Raw genomic sequence first — 18,518 nt, 5'->3', positions numbered from 1 at the left:
TCAGTCCTCCCAAAAGTCCTCCTCCAGGTCAGTAATCCCAGGCTCCCCCTCCAGGGCCTCGTAGTATGCCGTGCTCTCGAGCTCAAGGTCCTTCTTCCTGCGCTCGAGGTACTTGTAGACAACTCCGTGAGGGGAGCCTCTGGCGAGCTTCTCTATCGCCGTTTTGGCGACTTCAACCTGAATCGGGTTTCCAATTATCGCAACCGTCTTGCCGTAAACGCTGACGTCTGCCCCGCTCATCTCCTCTATTATCTCCCTCGTCCTGCCCTTCCTTCCGATTATCCTTCCCCTAACCCTCGGCAGGGCGTTCTTGTCGTTGCCGACGATTATGTCTGTGAGGTTTATGACCTCCAACATTTCGCCCTCGTTGAAGAGCCTGAAGGCCCTCTCCGGGGAGAAGCCCCTTCCTATGGCCATGACGACATCTCTCGCCTTCCACACGGCGAGGGGGTCGTCGGTGTCCTTCGTGGCGGTGATGAAGACCTCGCCCGTCTCGCTGTCCACCTCTATCCTGGTCTTCGTTCTCCTCTCGATTTCCCTCTTTGTCTGTCCCTTTTTCCCTATGACGACCGCCACCCTGTCCTTCGGAATCCTCACGAACTCCTCCTGCTCCCCGACGGAGGCGTAGGTAACTTCCTCCCCACCTTCCTCCTTCAGGGGCCTTCCGTCCTTATCAACGCGCTCATACTTCCTCAGCAGTCTCTCAAACTCGTCCATGCTCTCACCCTCTAATCCAAAAGCTCGCGGAGCTTATCGTTGAAATCATCAACATCAACGCCCTTCCTACCGAAGTAGTTTATTACGTTCCTCAGATCCCTCTTTAACAGCTCGACGCTCATTCTGTTCCTCCTAACGGTGGCCTGCGACCAGTCTATCACCACCGGCCCGTCCCAGAGGAGAACGTTGTACTCACTCAAATCCCCGTGGACCATGTCTCCCCTCTTCCAGAGCCTCTCGATGACGCCGATCAGGTAATCGTAAAGCTCCTCGAAATCGGCCCTTTCCAGCTCCCTCTCGACGTCCTTCAGCCTCGGGGCGGGGCTTTCGTCGCCTATGAACTCCATGACCAGAACGTTGTTGCGGAAGATCACCGGCTCCGGGACGCGGACCGCGTACTTGATCGCCCTCTGGAGGTTCTTAAATTCTCTCCTCGTCCAGACGAAGACGAGCTTGCGCATGTCCTTGGGGAGATAGCCAACCCTCGGGTCGGCAGCCAGGTACTCCCATATGCGCCTGAACTCGGTTGTGTAGGTTCTGTAAATCTTGACCGCTATCCTGTTGCCGTCGGAGTCCACTCCAGCGAAGACGTTGGCCTCTTTTCCAGTGCTTATGATGCCGTAGAGCTCCTCGATTTTCCCGCGCCTGTGGAGGTAGGCTAGGGTTTCCTTGGTGGTTCTATCGAAGACCTCGTTGGCTATCTTGTAGAGCTCGCTGTCCTTCTCGCGCCTCTCCCTGAGACCCAGCATCTCCTCGACTTCCCGTTCAATGACCTCCTCGCGCATCTCTACCCCTCTGGAACCGGAATTTAGAAAAGCGGGCTCAGAACAGGAGCTCGCCGCCGCTTATGAAGTCCTGGCTTATCTTGCCTTTCCTGAGGAGCCAGTCCACCTGGGTTCTCGTGTAGCGGTAGACTATGTCCCCGCGCTCGTCGCTCTGGACCGGCCAGGGCTGGACTATGACCACGTCTCCGACGCGCATCCACATTCTCCTCTTGAGCTTGCCCGGGATCCTGCATCTCCTTATCTTGCCGTCCTCGCAGCGGACGTCCATCCAGCCCGAACCGAGGGCCTGCTCGATTATTCCGAAGAGCTGCCCTTCCTTCGGCAGGGGGACGCGAATGACCTCGTCGCCCTGGACCTGCCTGTTCTTCTTTTTACCTTTCCCACCTCTGTGGTACGCCATGATCATCACCTCCAGCGGATAGGATTGAACCCTTATAAACCTGAGCCTTGCAAAAATTTTCCAATGGTAGTACAGGTCTGTGCTTTTAAAATTTTTGCACCACCCAATGATGGGGGCAAACCAGACTTCCCATTACACACCCATGCCCAGTAGGGATACATCAAAGTTTAAAAACGCACCGCCCAACTGGAGTCCGGAGATGAAGATGACGGCTCTGAGGGCGGAGAATCTAACGATACTCTACGATGGAAAGCCCGCCGTGGAGGGGGTAGACTTCACAATAGATGAGGGCGAGACGCTGCTCCTCCTCGGCCCCAACGGGGCAGGGAAGACGACCCTCCTCAGAACCATAGCCTGCTTTCACAGGGAGTACCGGGGGAGGCTGGAGGTCTTCGGCAGGGAGCCCTGCGGGGCAAGGGAGTTGATAGGCTACGTCCCCCAGAGCAGCAATCTCAACGAGAGGGTCCCGCTGACGGCCCTCGAGGTAGTTGCGATGGGTGGCGTGTACAGAAGGGGCTTCGTCCACTTCAAGCTCCCGCCCGAGATCCTCGACAAGGCCCGGGAGGTCCTGAGCTTCGTCGGGCTGGAGCAAGTTGCCGACAGGCTGTTCCGCGAGCTTTCCGGCGGCCAGAAGCAGAGGGTTCTCCTCGCGAGGGCACTGATGAGCGATCCCAGGCTTCTCCTCCTCGACGAGCCGCTCTCTGCCCTTGATCCAAGCGCCAGGGTCGAGGTGGCCAACGTCCTGGACAAGATAAAGCGCGAGAGGGGCATAACGATGGTCATCACCACCCACGACATCAATCCCCTCCTCGAGGTCGGGGACAAGGTGATGCTCCTGAACAGGAAACTCATAGCCTTCGGGCGGCCGGAGGAGGTTCTTCAGGACAGGGTAATAAAGTCCGTCTACGGCCCGCTGGCAAGGGTGATACCTGTCGAGGGCAAGCTCTTCTGTATAACCGGGGACACCCACATTCACCGCCACGGGGGTGGGGGACGGTGATACCGGAGTACCTCGTAAGGGCCCTCCTGGCGAGCGTGATGGTCAGCGTTCTCCTGGGCCTCCTCAGCCCGCTCATCAACGCGAAGGGGCTGGCATTCCTCACCCACGCGCTCTTCCACTCCCTCCTCTTCGGTGCCGTCCTGGGAATGATACTCGGCCTCGTCTTCGAAAACCTGTCCCTGGTTACCCTGGTCGCCCTCATCGTGACCGTGGCCCTAGTCCTGCTAATCGCCCACCTGGAGAAGCTCGGCTTTTCCCCCGATTCCGCGGTTGGGATAGTGGCGAGCTTCGTGGCAGGCCTTACGGTTCTCGGCTTCGGCGTCCTCTACAAGGTGATGGCGAGCAGGCCTTACTTCCCGCTCGGCGAGAGCATAGTGTCCTACCTGACCGGCGACATATTTCTCATAACCCTCAACGACTTAACCGCCCTCGTCCTCGGCGGTGCGTTCCTGTTCTTCGTGATTCTCTTCCTTTACCGCGACTTTCTCTACCTAAGCTTCGACCCGGAGGGAATGGAAAGCTATGGCGGCAACGTGAGGGCGTACCTGATGATACTCTACGTTCTCGTCGGCGCGATTGGAGCTTTAATCGTCCAGACCGTCGGGCTGATAACCCTCCAGGTGGTGGCGATTCTGCCGGGGGCGATAGCGCTGATGGTGAGCAGCGACATGAGGAAAGTCATCGCGGTCAGCCTCTTCCTAACTCTTGGCGTCCAGCTCTCCTCGGTCCTGCTGGCATACTTCACTGACATTCCCCCGAGCGGTATAGCCACGATAATGCTGGGCGTCATCTATGGCGCTCTGCTCTTCAGGAGGTGAAATCTTGGGCAGGAAGCTGGCTGGAATAGACGAGGCCGGCAGGGGGCCGGTGATAGGGCCGATGGTCATAGCGGCGGTCGTCCTCGATGAGGTGAACGTCCCGAGGCTCGAGGAGCTCGGGGTTAAGGACTCGAAGAAGCTCACTCCGAAGAGGAGAGAAAGGCTGTTCGATGAGATAGTGCAGCTTTTAGATGATTATGTAATTCTTGAATTATGGCCTGGGGAGATTGACTCCCGCGGGGGCACGCTCAACGAGTTCGAGGTCGAGAACTTCGTTAAGGCCCTCAATTCACTCAAGGTCAAGCCCGATGTGGTTTACATCGACGCCGCAGACGTGAAGGAGGCCCGCTTTGGTGAAGAGATCAGGAAGGGGCTGGACTTCGAGGCGGAGATAATCGCGGAGCACAAGGCGGACGACAAGTTCGTGCCGGTTTCTGCTGCATCAATCCTCGCGAAGGTCACCCGCGATAGGGCGATAGAGAAGCTGAAGGAGGAGTACGGAGAGATAGGCTCGGGCTATCCCAGCGACCCGAGGACGAGGGCGTTCCTCGAGAACTACTACCGCGAACACGGCACGTTCCCTCCGATAGTCAGGCGGAGCTGGAAAACGTTAAAGAAGATCGAGGAGAAGCTGAGGGTCGAGATGAAGGCCAAGAAATCGAAGAAAAAAGGACAGGTCAGTCTGGACGAGTTCTTGAAATGAGTTCGAAGTCCTCCAGATCCCAGACCAGCCAGCCTTCAGCCCTTAACGTCTCTTTTCCTTCTATGTTCTTCGCAACTATGCCGTAACTTTTATCCCAATGCCCCAGACCAACCAGCTCTGCCTTCCTCTTCACGTCCTTCAAAATCTCCCGCGCTTCCCTCTCACTCAGGTCTTTCCACTTGACCTCGACGAACAGAGCATTCTTCTCCCTTTCATTCAAAGCCACCAAGTCAATCTCCTCCCCTTTGTGCCACCACCTTCCAATCTTGGTGAAGCGGAAGGGAAGTCCCCCGACATGATTTAGTTCTATAAGAAACTCCTTTGAGACTTCTTCAAACCGCCTTGAAAAGACCTTCTGGAGCCTCTCCTCGACGTCCTCCCGGCTGAGAATCCCAAGTTCTATCTCCGTCCTGTTGGAGTGGACCAGCGAGAACCAGGTGAGGAGCATTGGGTCTTTAATCCTGTAACGTCCTCTCTTTTCTTTTCTCGCAACTGGGAGCTGGCGCTCAACGAAGCCAAGGCGTATCAACGTCTCCAGGTAGGGATATATCCTCCTTCCCTCGACACCCACGTATGTGGCTATCTCGCCCGGCCTCTCCCGGCCCTCGGCTATGGCAGCGAGTATTGAGAAGTAGAACTTCAGTTCCCTGAGTTCCTGGGAGAGAATGATGTAGGGTTCATCGTAGAAAAAGCCGTCGGGGGATAAAAACTCGTTCTCAACGAGCCGGTGGACATCGGAATAACGGGCCGCTATCGAAAGATACGCCGGGACTCCACCAACGAGCATGTAGCTCTCAAGGCCGTTCCGGAAGTCATCAAAGAACCTTACAGAGTTGAACAGGTTTAACGGCCTGAGCATGAATCCAGCGGTCCGTCTGCCGTAGAGGGGCGAAGAGTAGCTGAGCACGTCATCAACCATCATGCCCATCAGAGAACCTGAGAGAACGAGCATGATGGGTTTCTTGCTGAGTTCGTGGTCCCAGGCCCTCTGGAGGGCACTCAAAATACCCCTGTCACTTTTAACGGCGTACGTGAACTCGTCGAGCACCACGAGGGTTTTTTCCTCTACCCTGGAGGAGAGGTATTTGAAGAGAGGATACCAGTCATTGAAGCTCAAGAAGATATCGTCCCCATAAAACTCGGCGAGCTCTTCCCGAATACCCTTTATCTGGTTTTCCTTCGTGCCCTCGGTAAAGGTGTGGAAGAAAACCTTTCTTCCACGGGAAAACTCCACCAGTAGTCTCGTCTTTCCAACCCTTCTCCTGCCGTAGACCACAACGAACGAGGGGACCCTCTCCCATTCCCTCCCGAGTATTTCCAGCTCCCTCTCCCGGTCAATGAATAAACTAATCATGATTAGTACTAAACAGCCTTAGTATTTAAGCCTTTCGAGTCCTCACCTCCCCAGCCTCAGCCTTACCCTATCCTTCGCCTCGAGGAGCCACTCCAGGTAGAGCCGGAGGGATTCGGTAAAGGCCTCCCAGCGGAGGAGCTCCCTCAGCGCCACGCCCATCGCCACAGCCGCAGGGGGAACCAAGACGGTGGCGTAGAAGCTGAACTGCGTTGTCCCACCGAGTAGGTACTGGAGGAGGAAAAAGCCCGTGGTGCTCCAGAAGACGCCCATGACGGTAAGGATTCCCCTCCTTCTCCTGTAAAGCCAGGGAAGGGCCAGAAGGAAGAGAACCATCGCGAGGAGGAGGAACGGGTCCGTCTGGGCGAAGACGTTGGGGTCGTAGTGGAGCGGGAATGCCCTGGCATTGACGAACCACTGCCAGACCGGTGAAGCGGCAGGGTGGCCGCCCTTGCTGGAGAGGTGCCAGCGGAAGCTCCCCAGGAACTGCTTTAACCACTCCTCCGGACCAACAGCGACCATTGCCGGAAGGTTCGGTACCAGGAAGCCCAGGGCGGGGAGGAGGGCTATCGTGCCCAAAAAGCCCAGGACACTTCTCTCCCTCCGAAACGCCCTGGCCAGAAGAACCGGCCAGCCGAAGGCACCGCTCAGCTTGGCCGCCCCCGCCAGGCCGACAGCGACCGCGGCCAGACGGTCCCTGTTGAGGGCGAGGAGGGCTATGAAGAGCGCAACGAAGAGGGCCACGTGAATATCGAGCATAGCCACCACAGACATCGCCTGGAGCGTTGGGTCGCCGGCGGTGAAGGCCAGAGCTATAAGCGCCGCGAGGTAGCTGCGGCTGATTTTATAGGTGGCTATGACCACCAGGAGCTCTATCAGGACGAAGGCAAGGACTCCGGGAAGGCGCCAGTTTATCGGGCTGTCGCCGAGGAGAAGCATTCCGAGCATTATCATGTCTTTTCCAAGGAAGGGGTGTTCCAGGTTCAGGTAGTTCTGTATGTTGTCCTTGTCGGGGTACCAGAAGCCGGGAACGATGCTGTATGCACCGTCGGGAAGCATTGCCCGGATATCTTCAATGAAAGGACCGTATTCCTCCGGCGGAATCTCGAAGTAAACGCCCGGAAACTTGCGGTACTCCCTCTCGTAAGTCGCCCCGTGCTTCAGCGCGAGCTTCTCCACCTCGTACTGGTACTCTATCCTCACGCTCTGGTTGGCGAAGATTACGTTCACTCCCCTCGAGCCGGTCGTCCCGTTGATGTAGGTCAGCTCGATGCCGAGCCTGTGGAGCACGTTCCTGCTGGCCGGGACGTACCACACCTCATCGCTCACGTAGTCGTGGAACACCGGCTGGGAGGCGAAGCGGTAGAGGTACCAAAAAGAACCGGCGAGCGTGATGACGACGATTAGAAGGAACACCGCTTTCCTCCATTCCATCTTACCACCGCTCAAACTAAGCGGGCAACGTTTTTAAGCCTCTCCCCTTAGGCGGAAACATGCTGGAGGGAATCACCGAGGAGAAAATCGGGGAGGCAATGGAGCTCATAAGGCGAGGTTTTGACGAGAAGAAGCTCCGCGCGAGGCTCGGCGAGAACTGGGAGCTTATAGCAGAGATAGCGAGGGCGAGGATAAGGGCAAAGGACAAGTTCTCGCGCGACGACCTTTTCATGGACCTGGAGGGTCTGCGCTACGCGACCCACGAAATCGTTGCCAGATACCGCGCCGAAAGGCTTGAGGAGTTTGGAATAAGGAGCATCGCCGACGTCTCCTGCGGGATAGGGATACAGCTCATCTTCTACGCGATGAAGGTCGAGAGGGCCTACGGGATAGACATAGACCCCCTAAAGATAGAGTTCGCGAGGAGGAACGCCGAGAAATACGGCGTTGAGATAGAGTTCATAAACGCCGACTCCCTCGCTCCAGAGACCGTCGAGAGGGTCGATGCGGAGGTGATCTTTTCAGACCCCGCCCGGCCGCCGGAGATGCCCGAGAGGAGGCTCGAGGATCTGCTCCCAAGCCCGCTCAAGGTCTACGGGGCCTATAAATCGAAGACTGACTCCTTCATCTTCGACCTGCCGCCGCAGATGAGGCGCGAAAGGGTGCCCTGGAGGGGCGAGTTCGAGTACATCGACCTCCACGGCCACCTCAACAGGCTGACCTTCTACACGGAACCGCTCGCAAAGGCCGAAAGGAGCGCTGTGATCCTTCCGGCAGGGGTCAGGCTCGAGAGCGACCCCAACCTTGAGAACATTGTCGAGTGGGCTGAGGAGCCCGGCCAGTACCTCTACGAGATACCGCAGGCCGTTGATTACGCTGATTTGCTCAACGAGCTTTTCCACGAGCTGAAGGCCGACGCCAAGATGCTACTCCGCGAGAAGAGGCGCGTTTTAGCGACTGGAGACGAGCCGGTGAAGAGTCCCTACCTCAAGAGGACCTACTCCGTCGTCGCGGTTCTGCCGTTTCACCCGGTCAGGATTAACGACCTCCTCAGGAGGGAAAACTTTGGAAGGGCGACCCTCAAGATGAGCGTCCCGCAGGAAGACTACTGGAGGCTCAGGAAGAGAATAGAGGCGAACCTCAGGGGCGAGCGGAGGGCCTTCGTCTTCAAAGTTGGAGACAGAGCGGTTATAGCGGAGTCGCTGTAGCTCTTACATTTTTCTTTTGAAAGCCCCGCCCTTTAGGGCGGGGAGGAGGTCAGAGCTCCTCTATCCTGGCGTTCCGTATCTTTTTGGAACCTATCCTTAGCTGTTTGAAGTAGTCCACGTGTTCCTCCGGCAGAAAAGAGTCGAGGCTCGTCGATTTGAGGCGTTTCTTCTTCCTCTTCACCCCGGCCGTTTTGGTAGCTCTCGGCGCTCCAGCCAGGAACTCGTCGAGCTTTCTGTCCATCGGTCCACCCCACCGGGATAGTCAGTGGGATATAAAGGCTTTTCCCAATCGACGGTTGAACCAAAGGTTATATTAACGCCGGAACCGCGTCTGAGAAAGGCTTTTAACTCCCGGCGGTTTATCAGGGAAGAGAGTAAAGCAGCGGGTGGTTGCCGTGTGTGGAATAATAGGCTACGTTGGTGACAGGCCAGCGTGCGAGGTAATAGTCAAGGGGCTGAAGAGGCTGGAGTACAGGGGCTACGACTCGGCTGGAATCGTGACCGAGGACGGAGGAAAGCTGTTCATAAGGAAGGGCGCCGGGAAGATCGACGAGCTTACCGGGAAGTTGGGATTCCTCGAAATGCCCGGCAGGAGGGGTATCGGCCACACCCGCTGGGCGACGCACGGCGTTCCCAATGACATTAACGCTCACCCCCATACGGACTGCACCGGGAAGATAGCGCTCGTTCACAACGGTATCATTGAGAACTTCTCCGAGATAAGGGACTACCTCCTCGAGAGGGGCCACTCTTTCAGGAGCGACACCGACACCGAAACAATAGCCCACCTCATAGAGGAGGAGCTCAAATCCAGCGAGACATTTGAAGAGGCCATGCGGAAGGCTCTCCTCAGGCTCAAGGGTTCCTTCGCCCTGGGAATAATATACGCCGATGAGCCGGACAGGCTGTACTTCGTCAGGAACGAGAGTCCGCTCGTGCTGGGGATAGGGAAGGGGGAGACCTTCGCGGCCAGCGACGTTCCGGCCTTCCTCGAGTACACAAACAAAGTCGTTTTCCTCGACGACATGGAGTACGCGGTCATAACCCGGGACTCCTGGGTGGTTAAGAAGCTCGAAACGGGCGAACCCGTTGAGAAGGAAGTCCGGGAGGTGGAATGGACCCTTGAAATGGCTGAGAAGGCCGGCTATCCGCACTTCATGCTCAAGGAGATATACGAGCAGCCGAGGGCAGTTAGGGACGCGATGCACGGCAACGTCGATGCTGTAAGAAAGGCCGCCGAGGAGATAGCGAGGTACGAGAAGGTCTTCATCGTCGCCATGGGCACCTCCTACCACGCTGGCTTGGTTGGCAAGTACCTCTTCCAGAGGCTGGCAAACAGGGTTCCGATAGTCGAGGACGCCAGCGAGTTCCGCTATGAGTTCGAGAACGTCATAGACGAGGACACCTTGGTGATAGCAATAACCCAGAGCGGGGAAACCGCTGATACGCTCGCGGCGATGAAGCTGGCCAAGAGAAAGGGCGCCAAGGTGCTCGCGATAGTTAACGTCGTCGGAAGCATGGCGACGAGGATAGCTGACTTAACGCTCTACACCCACGCGGGGCCTGAAATAGGCGTCGCCGCGACCAAGACCTACACCACCCAGCTGGCTGTTCTGACGATGCTCGCGATAGAGCTCGCGAGGGTTCTTGGAACCGCGGACGATGGATACCTCAGCTCCCTTGTAGATGGCCTGAGCAGGGTCCCGGAGCTTATGGAGGAAGTTCTGAAGCACGACGCCTCCCTAAGGGAGCTGGCCGAGGGTCTGGCCGGAAAGAGCGACTTCTTCTACATAGGCAGAGGAGTGAGCGTGCCGACCGCCCTCGAGGGGGCGCTAAAGCTCAAGGAGATAAGCTACATTCACGCGGAAGGGCTGAGCGCCGGCGAGCTGAAGCACGGCCCCCTCGCGCTCCTCGAGGAGGGCGTTCCGGTCGTCGCGATAGCCCCGAGCGGGAAAACCTTCGAGAAGATGCTCGGCAACATAGAGGAGTCAAGGGCCAGGGGAGCCTTCATAATAGGCCTCGGGGACAGGGAAGAACTGGGCAGGGTCTCAGACGTTCTCGTCCAGATGCCCCCGATGGACGAGCTGCTGACCCCGATAGTTTACGCTGTTCCACTCCAGCTTTTAGCTTATCACCTGGCGGTGTTGAGGGGCAACGACCCCGACAAGCCGAGGAACCTGGCGAAATCCGTTACCGTTGAATGAGGTGATTCCAATGGTGAAGACCGACGTTAAGGAGAAGCGCAAGAAAAAGAAGGGAGAGGAAACTTCCCTCTCCAGGTACTACTCCCTTTTTAAGGCCTACGGCCTCCCGCTCCTGGCGCTCCTGCTTGCCTACCTCGGCTTCAAGCTGAGGAACATAACCTCCAACTACAAGACCTTCCTCGACCCGGACACGTTTTTCCACTATGAGATGTACAAGCAGGCCATAACCGAGTGGATTCCCCAGTATTTCGCCTACGCTGATCCGCCCGCAGGAATAAAAGCCACCGGCTACCTGGGCCTCTACACAGTCCAGGCGGTGTTCTACAAGGTAACCCACGCGCTATTTGGCTACACCGAGCTCCAGGCCTTCAAGGTCTGGCCGCCTTTCGTGGGAGCGATGACAGTACTAGCGGTGTATCTCCTCGGCAGGAAGCTCCACTCTGACTGGGCCGGAATCTGGGCATCGGCCTTCATGATGTTCTCCTACGCCAGCTTCACCAAGACTATGTCCGGCAACAACCGTGGTGAAGGGCCCTTCATGATGTTCTTCCTCTACGCGGTGCTCTTCCTGCTGGTGTACCTCGACGAGAAGGAGTGGAACTGGAAGAAGGTGCTCAGCGCGGTGATGTTCCTGGTCACGAGCGTCCTATACATGGGAGTATGGACGGGTAGTGTATTCGGTATTGAGATACTGCTTGCATTTGCGTTCCTTACTGTAACAGTAGCATTTATCGCTGGGCTCGAGAAGTTTACAATAAAGTTCATCAAGGAATTCGTACCAATACAGGGACTTGCTATAGTCTTAGGCATCATTATTGCCAGAACCGGCTTTATCGGCATCGGAACATTTCTTCTCAAAAGGCCATTTGGACTAATGGGGCTATTTGCAGTTTTAATTTATGCAGGGCTACTCATAGGGCTAAAGCGCTTTTTGCATTTTGATTACTCAAGACTAGAGCACCGTCTCGGAGCACTCCTAATATCCGGAGGGGTACTTGTTATATTTGCAGGATTGCTGGGTCTACTCAATATTTCAGCATTAATAAGGGGTGCGTATCAATCCACTCCCCTCTATCAAACCGTCGCAGAGCTGGCAAGGACAGATATAAACACTATCAAGGCATATTACAGCATAAAGAGCAAGGATATGTTACTGTTCATCTTATCGATCGTTGGGTTCCTAGTAGTACTAGTCAAATTCATCAACAACCTCCGGAAAGGAAACGTCTCCAGCTATAAAAATGCCTTCCTCGTGTCTTATTACATTAGTTCAGTAGTCCTACTGGCACTAGCAGTCCGTTTCGTCTTCCAGGCTTCGGGAGCCATACTCCTGCTGGCGGGCATAGCGATAGGCGAGGTCTTCCTCTTCGTGGAGAACATGAAGGAGAGCCTGACCACCAAAGCACTATACGCCGTCCTGCTGATACTACTCTTCCTCCCACTCCCGGTGATGGGCGCCCAGTACAGCAAGACCCTGGCCACTAACACCGCCAAGGCCCAGGGTTCCGTCCCGGCTGACTGGGTGAACACCCTCACCTGGCTTAAGGAGAACAGCCACCCCCTCGACAGCGCCACCAGCTGGTGGGACTACGGCTACTGGATTGAGTCGAGTCTCCTCAGCAACCGCCGCTCCTCGACCGACGGTGGTCACGCCTACGACAGGCGCTACCTGCTGGCAGATTTCTTCTCCCACTACGGCAACGAGAGCGAGCAGGACTTCGAGGCATGGGAACTTAACTACCTCATCGTCTGGCAGCAGGACATCTACAAGTTCAACGCCATAAGCTACCTCGGCGGTGCGATAGACTACTACGAGTACGGCCACGTCCCGATGTTCCAGCTCGTGCCGATGCAGTACGTCAAGTACGCCAACGAGAGCGGGAAGACGGTCGTCTACCTCAAGACGGCCGAGGGCGACAGGCAGCCGGTAATGACCGTGGACCTTGCCAGAGGACAGGTTATCCAGGGCAGGGGGGACATTCCGTACGTCCTCTACCTCTTCGGCAACTACGGCCTTCTGGCGTACCACAAGATAGCCTTCAGCAACTTCGTCAGGCTGGCGTTCCACATTCCCTACTCCTTCGAGCCGTGGGACGCGCAAAAGCTCTTCGCCAACTTCAAGCCGGTCCACAACGACGGGGGCGTCTCGACCTACGAGTTCAGACCGTTCGCGGTCTACAGGATTGACAGGTTTGAGAACGGCACCTGGAAGGCCTTCTACAGCACGATGGGAGGAGGAAAGCTCCCGCTCGGAGAGCAGAGGCTCAGACTCTGGATTTCAGCCTTCGGCAGGGACGTCAAGGACGCGACCCTGGTGTTCGAGGCCTACAACGGCACCGAGCTCATCAAGAGGGAGGTGCTGGCCGAGAACCTCAACGTGAACCACCTCAACGAGACCCCCGTGGAGGTCAGCCTCTTCGTGCCGAACGCCACCAGCTACCGCTTCGTCCTCATTCAGGACGGCCCCGTTGGAGTGCTCAACGGCGAGCCGAGGGTGGACGGCAGAACCGCGAACCCGAGCTACATACTCGAGGAAGGCCAGAGCGGCCAGCTCGAGCTTAAGGCGGCATTCAGAAAGGACTACGACGACGTAACGCTTACCTTGAGGGCGAGCATCGTCTACTACGTCGCCCCCAACGGCAAGGACATCGAGAGCGACAACTTCTACCTCGTGCCCCACCAGGACATCATCACCTACGTTCCGGTCAAGGAGCTAAGCGTCAGGGAAGGGGACAACGTGATAACCGCACGGGCATCGATGCCGTCCGATGTTTTCGACGCGTACATCGAGAAGCTCTACCAGGAGTACGGGAAGGACAAGGTCGTCATAGTCAAGAAGCGCGTGGAGCCAATATTCATTGCAAAGAAGGAGTACGTCATCTGGGAGGGCTGATTGCTTCAGCCCCCTTTCTCCCCTTTACAGCCACGAACGCTCCCAAACTCTTGCACTTTTTGTAACATTTCTTATCAACCTTCTCCGCAAGGCCGATGAAGGGCCAGAAGGAGGGGAAGAAGATAATCCCAGCGCTCTCAACACCGATAAAGCCGGCTTTTCTGAGAAGGCCTTCAAGCTCGCCCGGCGTGTAGAAGCGGGCGTAGCGATAGGCGGTCTCGGTAAAGATGCTCTTGAGGCGCTTGAGGAGGAACCACAGGCTCCTCCCGTTCATCGTCCCGATGATGACCTCTCCCCCCGGCCTGAGGACGCGGTGGATCTCAGCCAGAACCCTCTCGGGCTCGTGAATGAACTCGAACATCGTAACGCTCAGCACGAGGTCGAAGCTCTCGTCGGGGAAGGGGAGGGAGTAGGCATCTCCCATGATACAGTTTAGCCCCTTGGAGCGGGCTATTCTGAGCATTCCCTCGCTTGCATCGAGGCCTATGACGTCGAAGCCCCTCTTCTTCAACTCAAGCGTGTAGTTGCCCGTCCCACAGCCGAGGTCGAGGGCTTTGCCTCCTCTGGTTTCCATCATGGAGAAAATCAGCCACTTCTCAGTTCTGTCCACGTATCTGCCGGTTTTCGTTCTGTACCATTCGTCGTACCTGCCCGCTATTTTATCGAAGTACTCCATCAGATCCTCACCTTGCCCTCGATGGTGAGCTCCTTGTCCGTCCTGTCGTCTATTCTAAGGCTTATGACGACGCGTTTCGCGCCCGCTTTAAGTATGGCCTCGTGGCAGAGCTTGACCAGCTCGAGTATCTCCTCCACCGGCCCCTCGACGACCGTTCCCATCGGGCAAAGCTGGTACTTGAGGCCGCTGTCTTCAATTACTTTGAGGACCGGCTTGAGATACTCCCCAACGCTCGGGCTTTCCGTCCCCAGGGGAAAGAGGCAGAGCTCCGCGACCGCCATCAGCCACCACCGGCGGGCGGGAATATGTGGACCTCGTCTTCCTCCTTAAGCTCGGTGTCGAGCCCCTTCAGGTGGAGCACGTTGTGGCCGTTCACGAGTATCATTCCATCGATGGGCTTGTTTGGGCCGACGCGGGGAGTTTCCAGGAGTTCCCTCTTGATGTCGGGGCTGTAGTGCTCGGCGAGGTAGTCTATTAGCTCCCCGACCGTTTTGACGCCGTGAACCTCAACCTCCTTCCTCCCGACCATCTCCCGGAAGGTCGCGTAAAACTTCACTTTCATTAGGTTCACCGAAGGGATCTTGATGGAAACCCTTAAAGTGATTTCGCCGTAGTGGTGGTAGAGATGATCCCATGGTCACCCTGACGGTTGAACCTCCCGAGTACTACCCCGTGATCGACAAGCTCTTCGCCGGCCCCATAAAGGACGCCCTGGAAGCGCTGGGCGTGGAGCTGGTTGATATGAAGGCCGGCGTGAAGCCCGTGGACAGGACGATACGGGTAGCCTTCATCTTCGAGGTCCGGAAGCCCGAAACTTTTCTGCCGGCGGAGCTGGACTCAATCCTCTCCGGCCTCCTTGAAAAGCTGGCTGAGGACGCCACGAAAACCTTTGGAAGGCTCTACGAGGCGAGGTTTCAGGTGGTCGGGTTCAGAGTTGTCGAGGCTGCCGCGGAGACGAAGAAGGAAGGAGGGAGGCTCATCATCAACTGCCCCGATGACATCAGGAGAACCATAGAGCGCCTCGGAAAGGGGCTTACGATATACCTGAAGGACAAGAGGGTGAAGTTCCAGACGCTGGTGCTCAGCATGCCCTCCGACGGGAGGCCGAAGCTCACAGTTACCCTCCTGCTCCCTGAGCAGACCTCCCAGGCGGACAAGGAAGCCCTCGCCCGGGAGCTGGAGTACAAGGCCTCCTCCTACCTGAGAACCCTGAACGCCGACTACATAAGGGTAGAAGCTAGAGTTCTCGATCCCGAGGACAGGGCCGTCGGAACCGTGATGGGGCGAATAGACAAGATTGAGAGGGAGGCCGAAGAACTGGCCGAGATGGAGGAAGTAAGGGAACTTATGAGCGCCCTCGGAAAGACTCGCGGGAGCTGATGTAGTCGAGGAGGGGCCTTATGCGCTCCCACACCTGGGGAATGCCGTCGTGGCCGTCGATTCTGACGTATATCCCCTGCCTTTTGTAGAACTTGATTATCGGTTCCATGTTCTTCAAGTAAAGGTCGTACCTTCTCTCCACTACCTCGGGCCGGTCGTCTTCGCGCCGAACCAGTTCCGCACCGCAGAGGTCGCACTTTCCCGGCACCCTTGGAGGGTTGTACTTCACGTGGTAAACCGCACCGCACCGCGGGCATACCCTCCTCCCTGCTATGCGCTCCACGCTCTCCTCCTTCGTTATGAATATCTCCATCGCAACGTCCAAGGTCATTCCGTGGTCGTAAAGGTACTCCTCGAGGGCGAGCACCTGGGCGGGCGTCCTGGGGTAGCCGTCTATGAGGAAGTTCCTCCTGTGCCTCCTGAGCCTTGAGATTATCAGGGTATTGATGACCGTGTCGGGTATGAGTTCTCCCCTTGCCAGGTACTCCTCAAGCTCCCTCCCCAGCTCGCTTCCCCTCTCTATCTCTGCCCTTATCAAGTCCCCGGAGGAGACGTAGGTAAGACCGTAGCGCTCCGTTATCGTCCTCGAGTGGGTGGACTTGCCGCTTCCGGGCGGACCGAAGATCAGGACGTTCATGGCAACCCCCGGAGGAACTACGGCAGGCGGCTATAAAGGGTTGTGGTTCAAACGGCTATAGGGTAGAAAAGGAGAGGGGCTACTCCCTTCTTCCAACGAGCCTGTTTATCCTCGCCCTTATGCCCCTGTTTATCTTCACGAGGAGAACCGTCTTCCGGCACTTCGACGCGACCTTTTCGGGAACCTCCCCGAAGATGAGCCTCCGGAACAGCGGTTCCCGTGTGGCTCCCATTATTAGGAGGTCGTGTTTTTGGCATTCCCTGAGGATCCCCTCAATGACGTTCCCGCCGCGCACCTCAAGCCGGGCGTTGGGAATCCTCTGAAGTACCGCGTCGAGATTCATCTTTGCCTCACTCACCGTCAGCACCGTAACATTAGCACCGTACGATTCAGCCAGCAGGCCAACGAGTTCGGCCGCCTTTGAGGCGTTCCTGCCTCCACGTGTTGGGAAGAGAATCCTCTCAACTTTCTCCTTCCGCTCCGTTTCCCCCGGCTTTATCACGATGACGTTGCACGGGGCGTCGCGGACGATTCTGTCCAGGTTGCTTCCAAGGACGTACTTGCTCCACCTCGACCTGCCCTCCCAGCCGAGTATTAGCAGGTCCGCCCTCTTGTCCCGGACGGCGCTCATTATACCTCTGTACACGCTGTGGGAGTAGTAGATTATTCCCTCGACCCTCACGTCGCCGGAAACGCTCTCTCTGGCCACCCTGAGGACTTTTCTAGCCCCGTCCGCGAACTGCCTGGCTTCCTCCAGCGGCGTCTGCTCTGGAACGGTCACGACGCTGATCACGAAAAGCTCTCCGTTCACCTGTTTGGCTATCCTCTCTGCGTAGCGCACCAGCACCGGGGCGGTCCTCTCGTTTGAGACGGCTACAACGATTCTATACCTCGCTCCCGCCTCGACCTCCTCCTCGAAAACCTTTTCGCGCTCGGACTTGAAACGCTCCACCCTCGCGCCCCTGTAAGACTTGTAAACGATCAGACCTATGGCCACCCAGGTGAGGGTTATTGCCCAAGCGGTCGGGCTGACGTTGAAGACCCAGAGCGAGAGCACCGCCTGGAAGAGTATCGCCAGCAGGGGTATGTAGGGGAAGTAGGGCATCTGGAAACCGTAGTCAAGCTCGTCCCCGCGCTCGTTCCTTATCCTTATCACCGCCGCGTTCACGAGCAGGAAGATGAGGAGGAACACTATGTCGGCGCTCGCGGCGACGTCCTCTATCGGGAAGATGAGAGCCACGCTGAGAATTATGAGTGACGAGGCAAAGAGGGCGTAGTGAGGAACCCTCCTGACGGGGTGTATGCGGGAGAAGAAAGACGGCAGTCTTCCGTCCCTGCTTATCGCGAAGAGGACCCTCGTGGAGGAGTATATGGTGGCGTTAAGTGCCGAGGTTGAGGAGAATATCGCCGCGAGGGTTATGAGCAGGCCGCCGTAGGGCATAAGGTCCTTTATGGCCTCACCCATTCCGACGGGGCCAAGCTCGGCAAACCACTCGGTTAGGGGCACGTTTCCGGGTTCGGCGCCGACTATGGCCGCGAAGGCGAAGAGTATGTACGTGGCAGTTACCGCAACGACGGAGTAGAGTATGGCCTTCGGGACGGTCTCCTTTGGGTTAACTGCCTCCTCTCCAGCATGGGCTATCACCTCGTAGCCCTCAAAGCCGACGTAGGTGAAGCCCATCGCCATAAGCACCTTGTCCCAGCCGTTGGGGACGAAGTCGTTGAAGTGGGCCAGCTTCTCCGGGTGGACGAAGATGTAGTATATCGAGAACAGCCCTATGAAGGCCAGCGTTCCCATCTGGCCAAGGGTTATGAGGTTCTCTATGCTCCCCGTCTCGGAGACGCCTATGTAGTTTATTGCCACGAAAACCAGTGCTATGGCCAGTGCGAGGAGCTTTATCACCAGCTCGTGCTCCAGGTTGAGGTTGGTGAACCAGCTCGTCCCCTCAAGAAGGAAGACAGTGTAGGTGGCGAAGGTTATCGCATACAAACTGCCGGCCACGGTCAGGGCGAACCAGTTCATCCAGCCGGAGATGAAGCCGATTAGACCTTTGAAAGCCTCGTCTATGTAGGTGTAAGCCCCTCCAGCTGTGGGAAGTGCGGAGGCAAGTTCCGCGAATGACATGGCCGAGAAGAAAGCGATGAGACCGTTGAGAGCGAATGCAACGAGTATTCCGCCGGGACCGGCGAAGCCTATCGCTATTCCAGTGGCAACGAAGACACCGGCCCCGATCATCATGCCCATTCCCATCATCATGAGGTGGGTTAATGACAGACCCCTCGACAGCTCAACACGTTCTCCATTTTCCATT

The 18,518-nt window shown here is 57.0% G+C and carries 18 protein-coding genes; 7 read left to right on the top strand and 11 right to left on the bottom strand.

Annotated elements, in window-relative coordinates:
* From CL1_RS09870 to eif1A, 3 genes are read right to left on the bottom strand one after another with little or no spacing between them, the layout of a single operon-like run.
* Complete coding sequence (locus CL1_RS09870) at positions 1-717, bottom strand: KH domain-containing protein (protein WP_014789741.1); 717 nt, start codon at positions 715-717, stop codon at positions 1-3.
* 11 nt (positions 718-728) lie between these two features.
* Positions 729-1,502, bottom strand: coding sequence for a serine protein kinase RIO (locus CL1_RS09865; RefSeq protein ID WP_014789740.1), 774 nt, complete (start codon positions 1,500-1,502; stop codon positions 729-731).
* Between the two features lie 37 nt (positions 1,503-1,539).
* The gene (eif1A, locus tag CL1_RS09860) at positions 1,540-1,902 is read right to left on the bottom strand and encodes a translation initiation factor eIF-1A (protein WP_014789739.1); all 363 of its coding nucleotides are present in this window, start codon (positions 1,900-1,902) and stop codon (positions 1,540-1,542) included.
* A gap of 205 nt (positions 1,903-2,107) precedes the next feature.
* Here eif1A and CL1_RS09855 point away from each other — a divergent pair, with 205 nt between their 5' ends.
* Genes CL1_RS09855 through rnhB form a run of 3 tightly spaced genes read left to right on the top strand, consistent with a single transcriptional unit; the run spans position 2,108 to position 4,423 of the window.
* Positions 2,108-2,902: a metal ABC transporter ATP-binding protein gene (locus tag CL1_RS09855; protein WP_014789738.1), complete on the top strand. Its 795-nt coding sequence runs from the start codon at positions 2,108-2,110 to the stop codon at positions 2,900-2,902.
* Positions 2,899-3,720 carry a metal ABC transporter permease gene (locus tag CL1_RS09850; RefSeq protein WP_014789737.1) on the top strand — a complete coding sequence of 274 codons (822 nt, stop codon included), beginning with the start codon at positions 2,899-2,901 and terminating at the stop codon, positions 3,718-3,720. The genes CL1_RS09855 and CL1_RS09850 overlap by 4 nt, the downstream gene beginning before the upstream one ends.
* Positions 3,695-4,423, top strand: coding sequence for a ribonuclease HII (gene rnhB / locus CL1_RS09845; RefSeq protein ID WP_048152264.1), 729 nt, complete (start codon positions 3,695-3,697; stop codon positions 4,421-4,423). Before CL1_RS09850 ends, rnhB begins: the two co-directional genes overlap by 26 nt.
* On the opposite strand, the gene CL1_RS09840 is transcribed toward rnhB, so the two are convergent.
* Together CL1_RS09840 and CL1_RS09835 are read right to left on the bottom strand one after the other, a co-directional pair.
* Complete coding sequence (locus CL1_RS09840) at positions 4,398-5,777, bottom strand: ATP-binding protein (RefSeq protein ID WP_014789735.1); 1,380 nt, start codon at positions 5,775-5,777, stop codon at positions 4,398-4,400. The two genes, rnhB and CL1_RS09840, sit on opposite strands and share 26 nt — an antisense overlap.
* A 42-nt stretch (positions 5,778-5,819) precedes the next feature.
* Positions 5,820-7,208, bottom strand: coding sequence for a hypothetical protein (locus CL1_RS09835; protein WP_014789734.1), 1,389 nt, complete (start codon positions 7,206-7,208; stop codon positions 5,820-5,822).
* 59 nt (positions 7,209-7,267) lie between these two features.
* Between CL1_RS09835 and CL1_RS09830 the strand changes: the two genes are divergently transcribed.
* Positions 7,268-8,416, top strand: coding sequence for a methyltransferase domain-containing protein (locus tag CL1_RS09830; RefSeq protein ID WP_014789733.1), 1,149 nt, complete (start codon positions 7,268-7,270; stop codon positions 8,414-8,416).
* A gap of 49 nt (positions 8,417-8,465) precedes the next feature.
* Here CL1_RS09830 and CL1_RS09825 read toward each other — a convergent pair whose 3' ends face one another.
* Positions 8,466-8,657: a PCNA-inhibitor gene (locus tag CL1_RS09825; protein ID WP_014789732.1), complete on the bottom strand. Its 192-nt coding sequence runs from the start codon at positions 8,655-8,657 to the stop codon at positions 8,466-8,468.
* Positions 8,658-8,811: 154 nt separating this feature from the next.
* Between CL1_RS09825 and glmS the strand changes: the two genes are divergently transcribed.
* A complete protein-coding gene (glmS, locus tag CL1_RS09820; protein WP_014789731.1) occupies positions 8,812-10,620 on the top strand; it encodes a glutamine--fructose-6-phosphate transaminase (isomerizing) in 1,809 nt (602 codons plus the stop codon).
* 10 nt (positions 10,621-10,630) lie between these two features.
* Entirely contained in the window at positions 10,631-13,513 is a 2,883-nt protein-coding gene (locus tag CL1_RS09815; RefSeq protein WP_014789730.1) for an STT3 domain-containing protein, read from the top strand.
* On the opposite strand, the gene CL1_RS09810 is transcribed toward CL1_RS09815, so the two are convergent.
* The 3 genes from CL1_RS09810 to CL1_RS09800 are packed head-to-tail and all read right to left on the bottom strand — an operon-like array spanning position 13,497 to position 14,751.
* On the bottom strand, positions 13,497-14,189 hold the full coding sequence (locus CL1_RS09810; RefSeq protein ID WP_014789729.1) for a class I SAM-dependent methyltransferase: 693 nt from the start codon (positions 14,187-14,189) through the stop codon (positions 13,497-13,499). The two genes, CL1_RS09815 and CL1_RS09810, sit on opposite strands and share 17 nt — an antisense overlap.
* On the bottom strand, positions 14,189-14,470 hold the full coding sequence (locus CL1_RS09805; RefSeq protein ID WP_014789728.1) for an MTH1187 family thiamine-binding protein: 282 nt from the start codon (positions 14,468-14,470) through the stop codon (positions 14,189-14,191). Before CL1_RS09805 ends, CL1_RS09810 begins: the two co-directional genes overlap by 1 nt.
* The gene (locus CL1_RS09800) at positions 14,470-14,751 is read right to left on the bottom strand and encodes a ubiquitin-like small modifier protein 1 (protein ID WP_014789727.1); all 282 of its coding nucleotides are present in this window, start codon (positions 14,749-14,751) and stop codon (positions 14,470-14,472) included. The genes CL1_RS09805 and CL1_RS09800 overlap by 1 nt, the downstream gene beginning before the upstream one ends.
* A gap of 71 nt (positions 14,752-14,822) precedes the next feature.
* On the opposite strand from CL1_RS09800, the gene CL1_RS09795 reads away from it, so the two are divergent.
* Positions 14,823-15,569: a hypothetical protein gene (locus tag CL1_RS09795; protein WP_014789726.1), complete on the top strand. Its 747-nt coding sequence runs from the start codon at positions 14,823-14,825 to the stop codon at positions 15,567-15,569.
* Here CL1_RS09795 and CL1_RS09790 read toward each other — a convergent pair.
* Both CL1_RS09790 and CL1_RS09785 read right to left on the bottom strand, forming a co-directional pair.
* Positions 15,535-16,206, bottom strand: coding sequence for an adenylate kinase (locus CL1_RS09790; RefSeq protein ID WP_014789725.1), 672 nt, complete (start codon positions 16,204-16,206; stop codon positions 15,535-15,537). The genes CL1_RS09795 and CL1_RS09790 overlap by 35 nt on opposite strands.
* Positions 16,207-16,285: 79 nt before the next feature.
* The gene (locus CL1_RS09785) at positions 16,286-18,517 is read right to left on the bottom strand and encodes an amino acid permease (RefSeq protein WP_014789724.1); all 2,232 of its coding nucleotides are present in this window, start codon (positions 18,515-18,517) and stop codon (positions 16,286-16,288) included.
* Position 18,518 lies beyond the last annotated feature (1 nt).

This window comes from Thermococcus cleftensis (genome assembly GCF_000265525.1).
Taxonomy (GTDB): domain Archaea; phylum Methanobacteriota_B; class Thermococci; order Thermococcales; family Thermococcaceae; genus Thermococcus; species Thermococcus cleftensis.
This window is presented reverse-complemented; position numbering and strand designations above follow the sequence as displayed.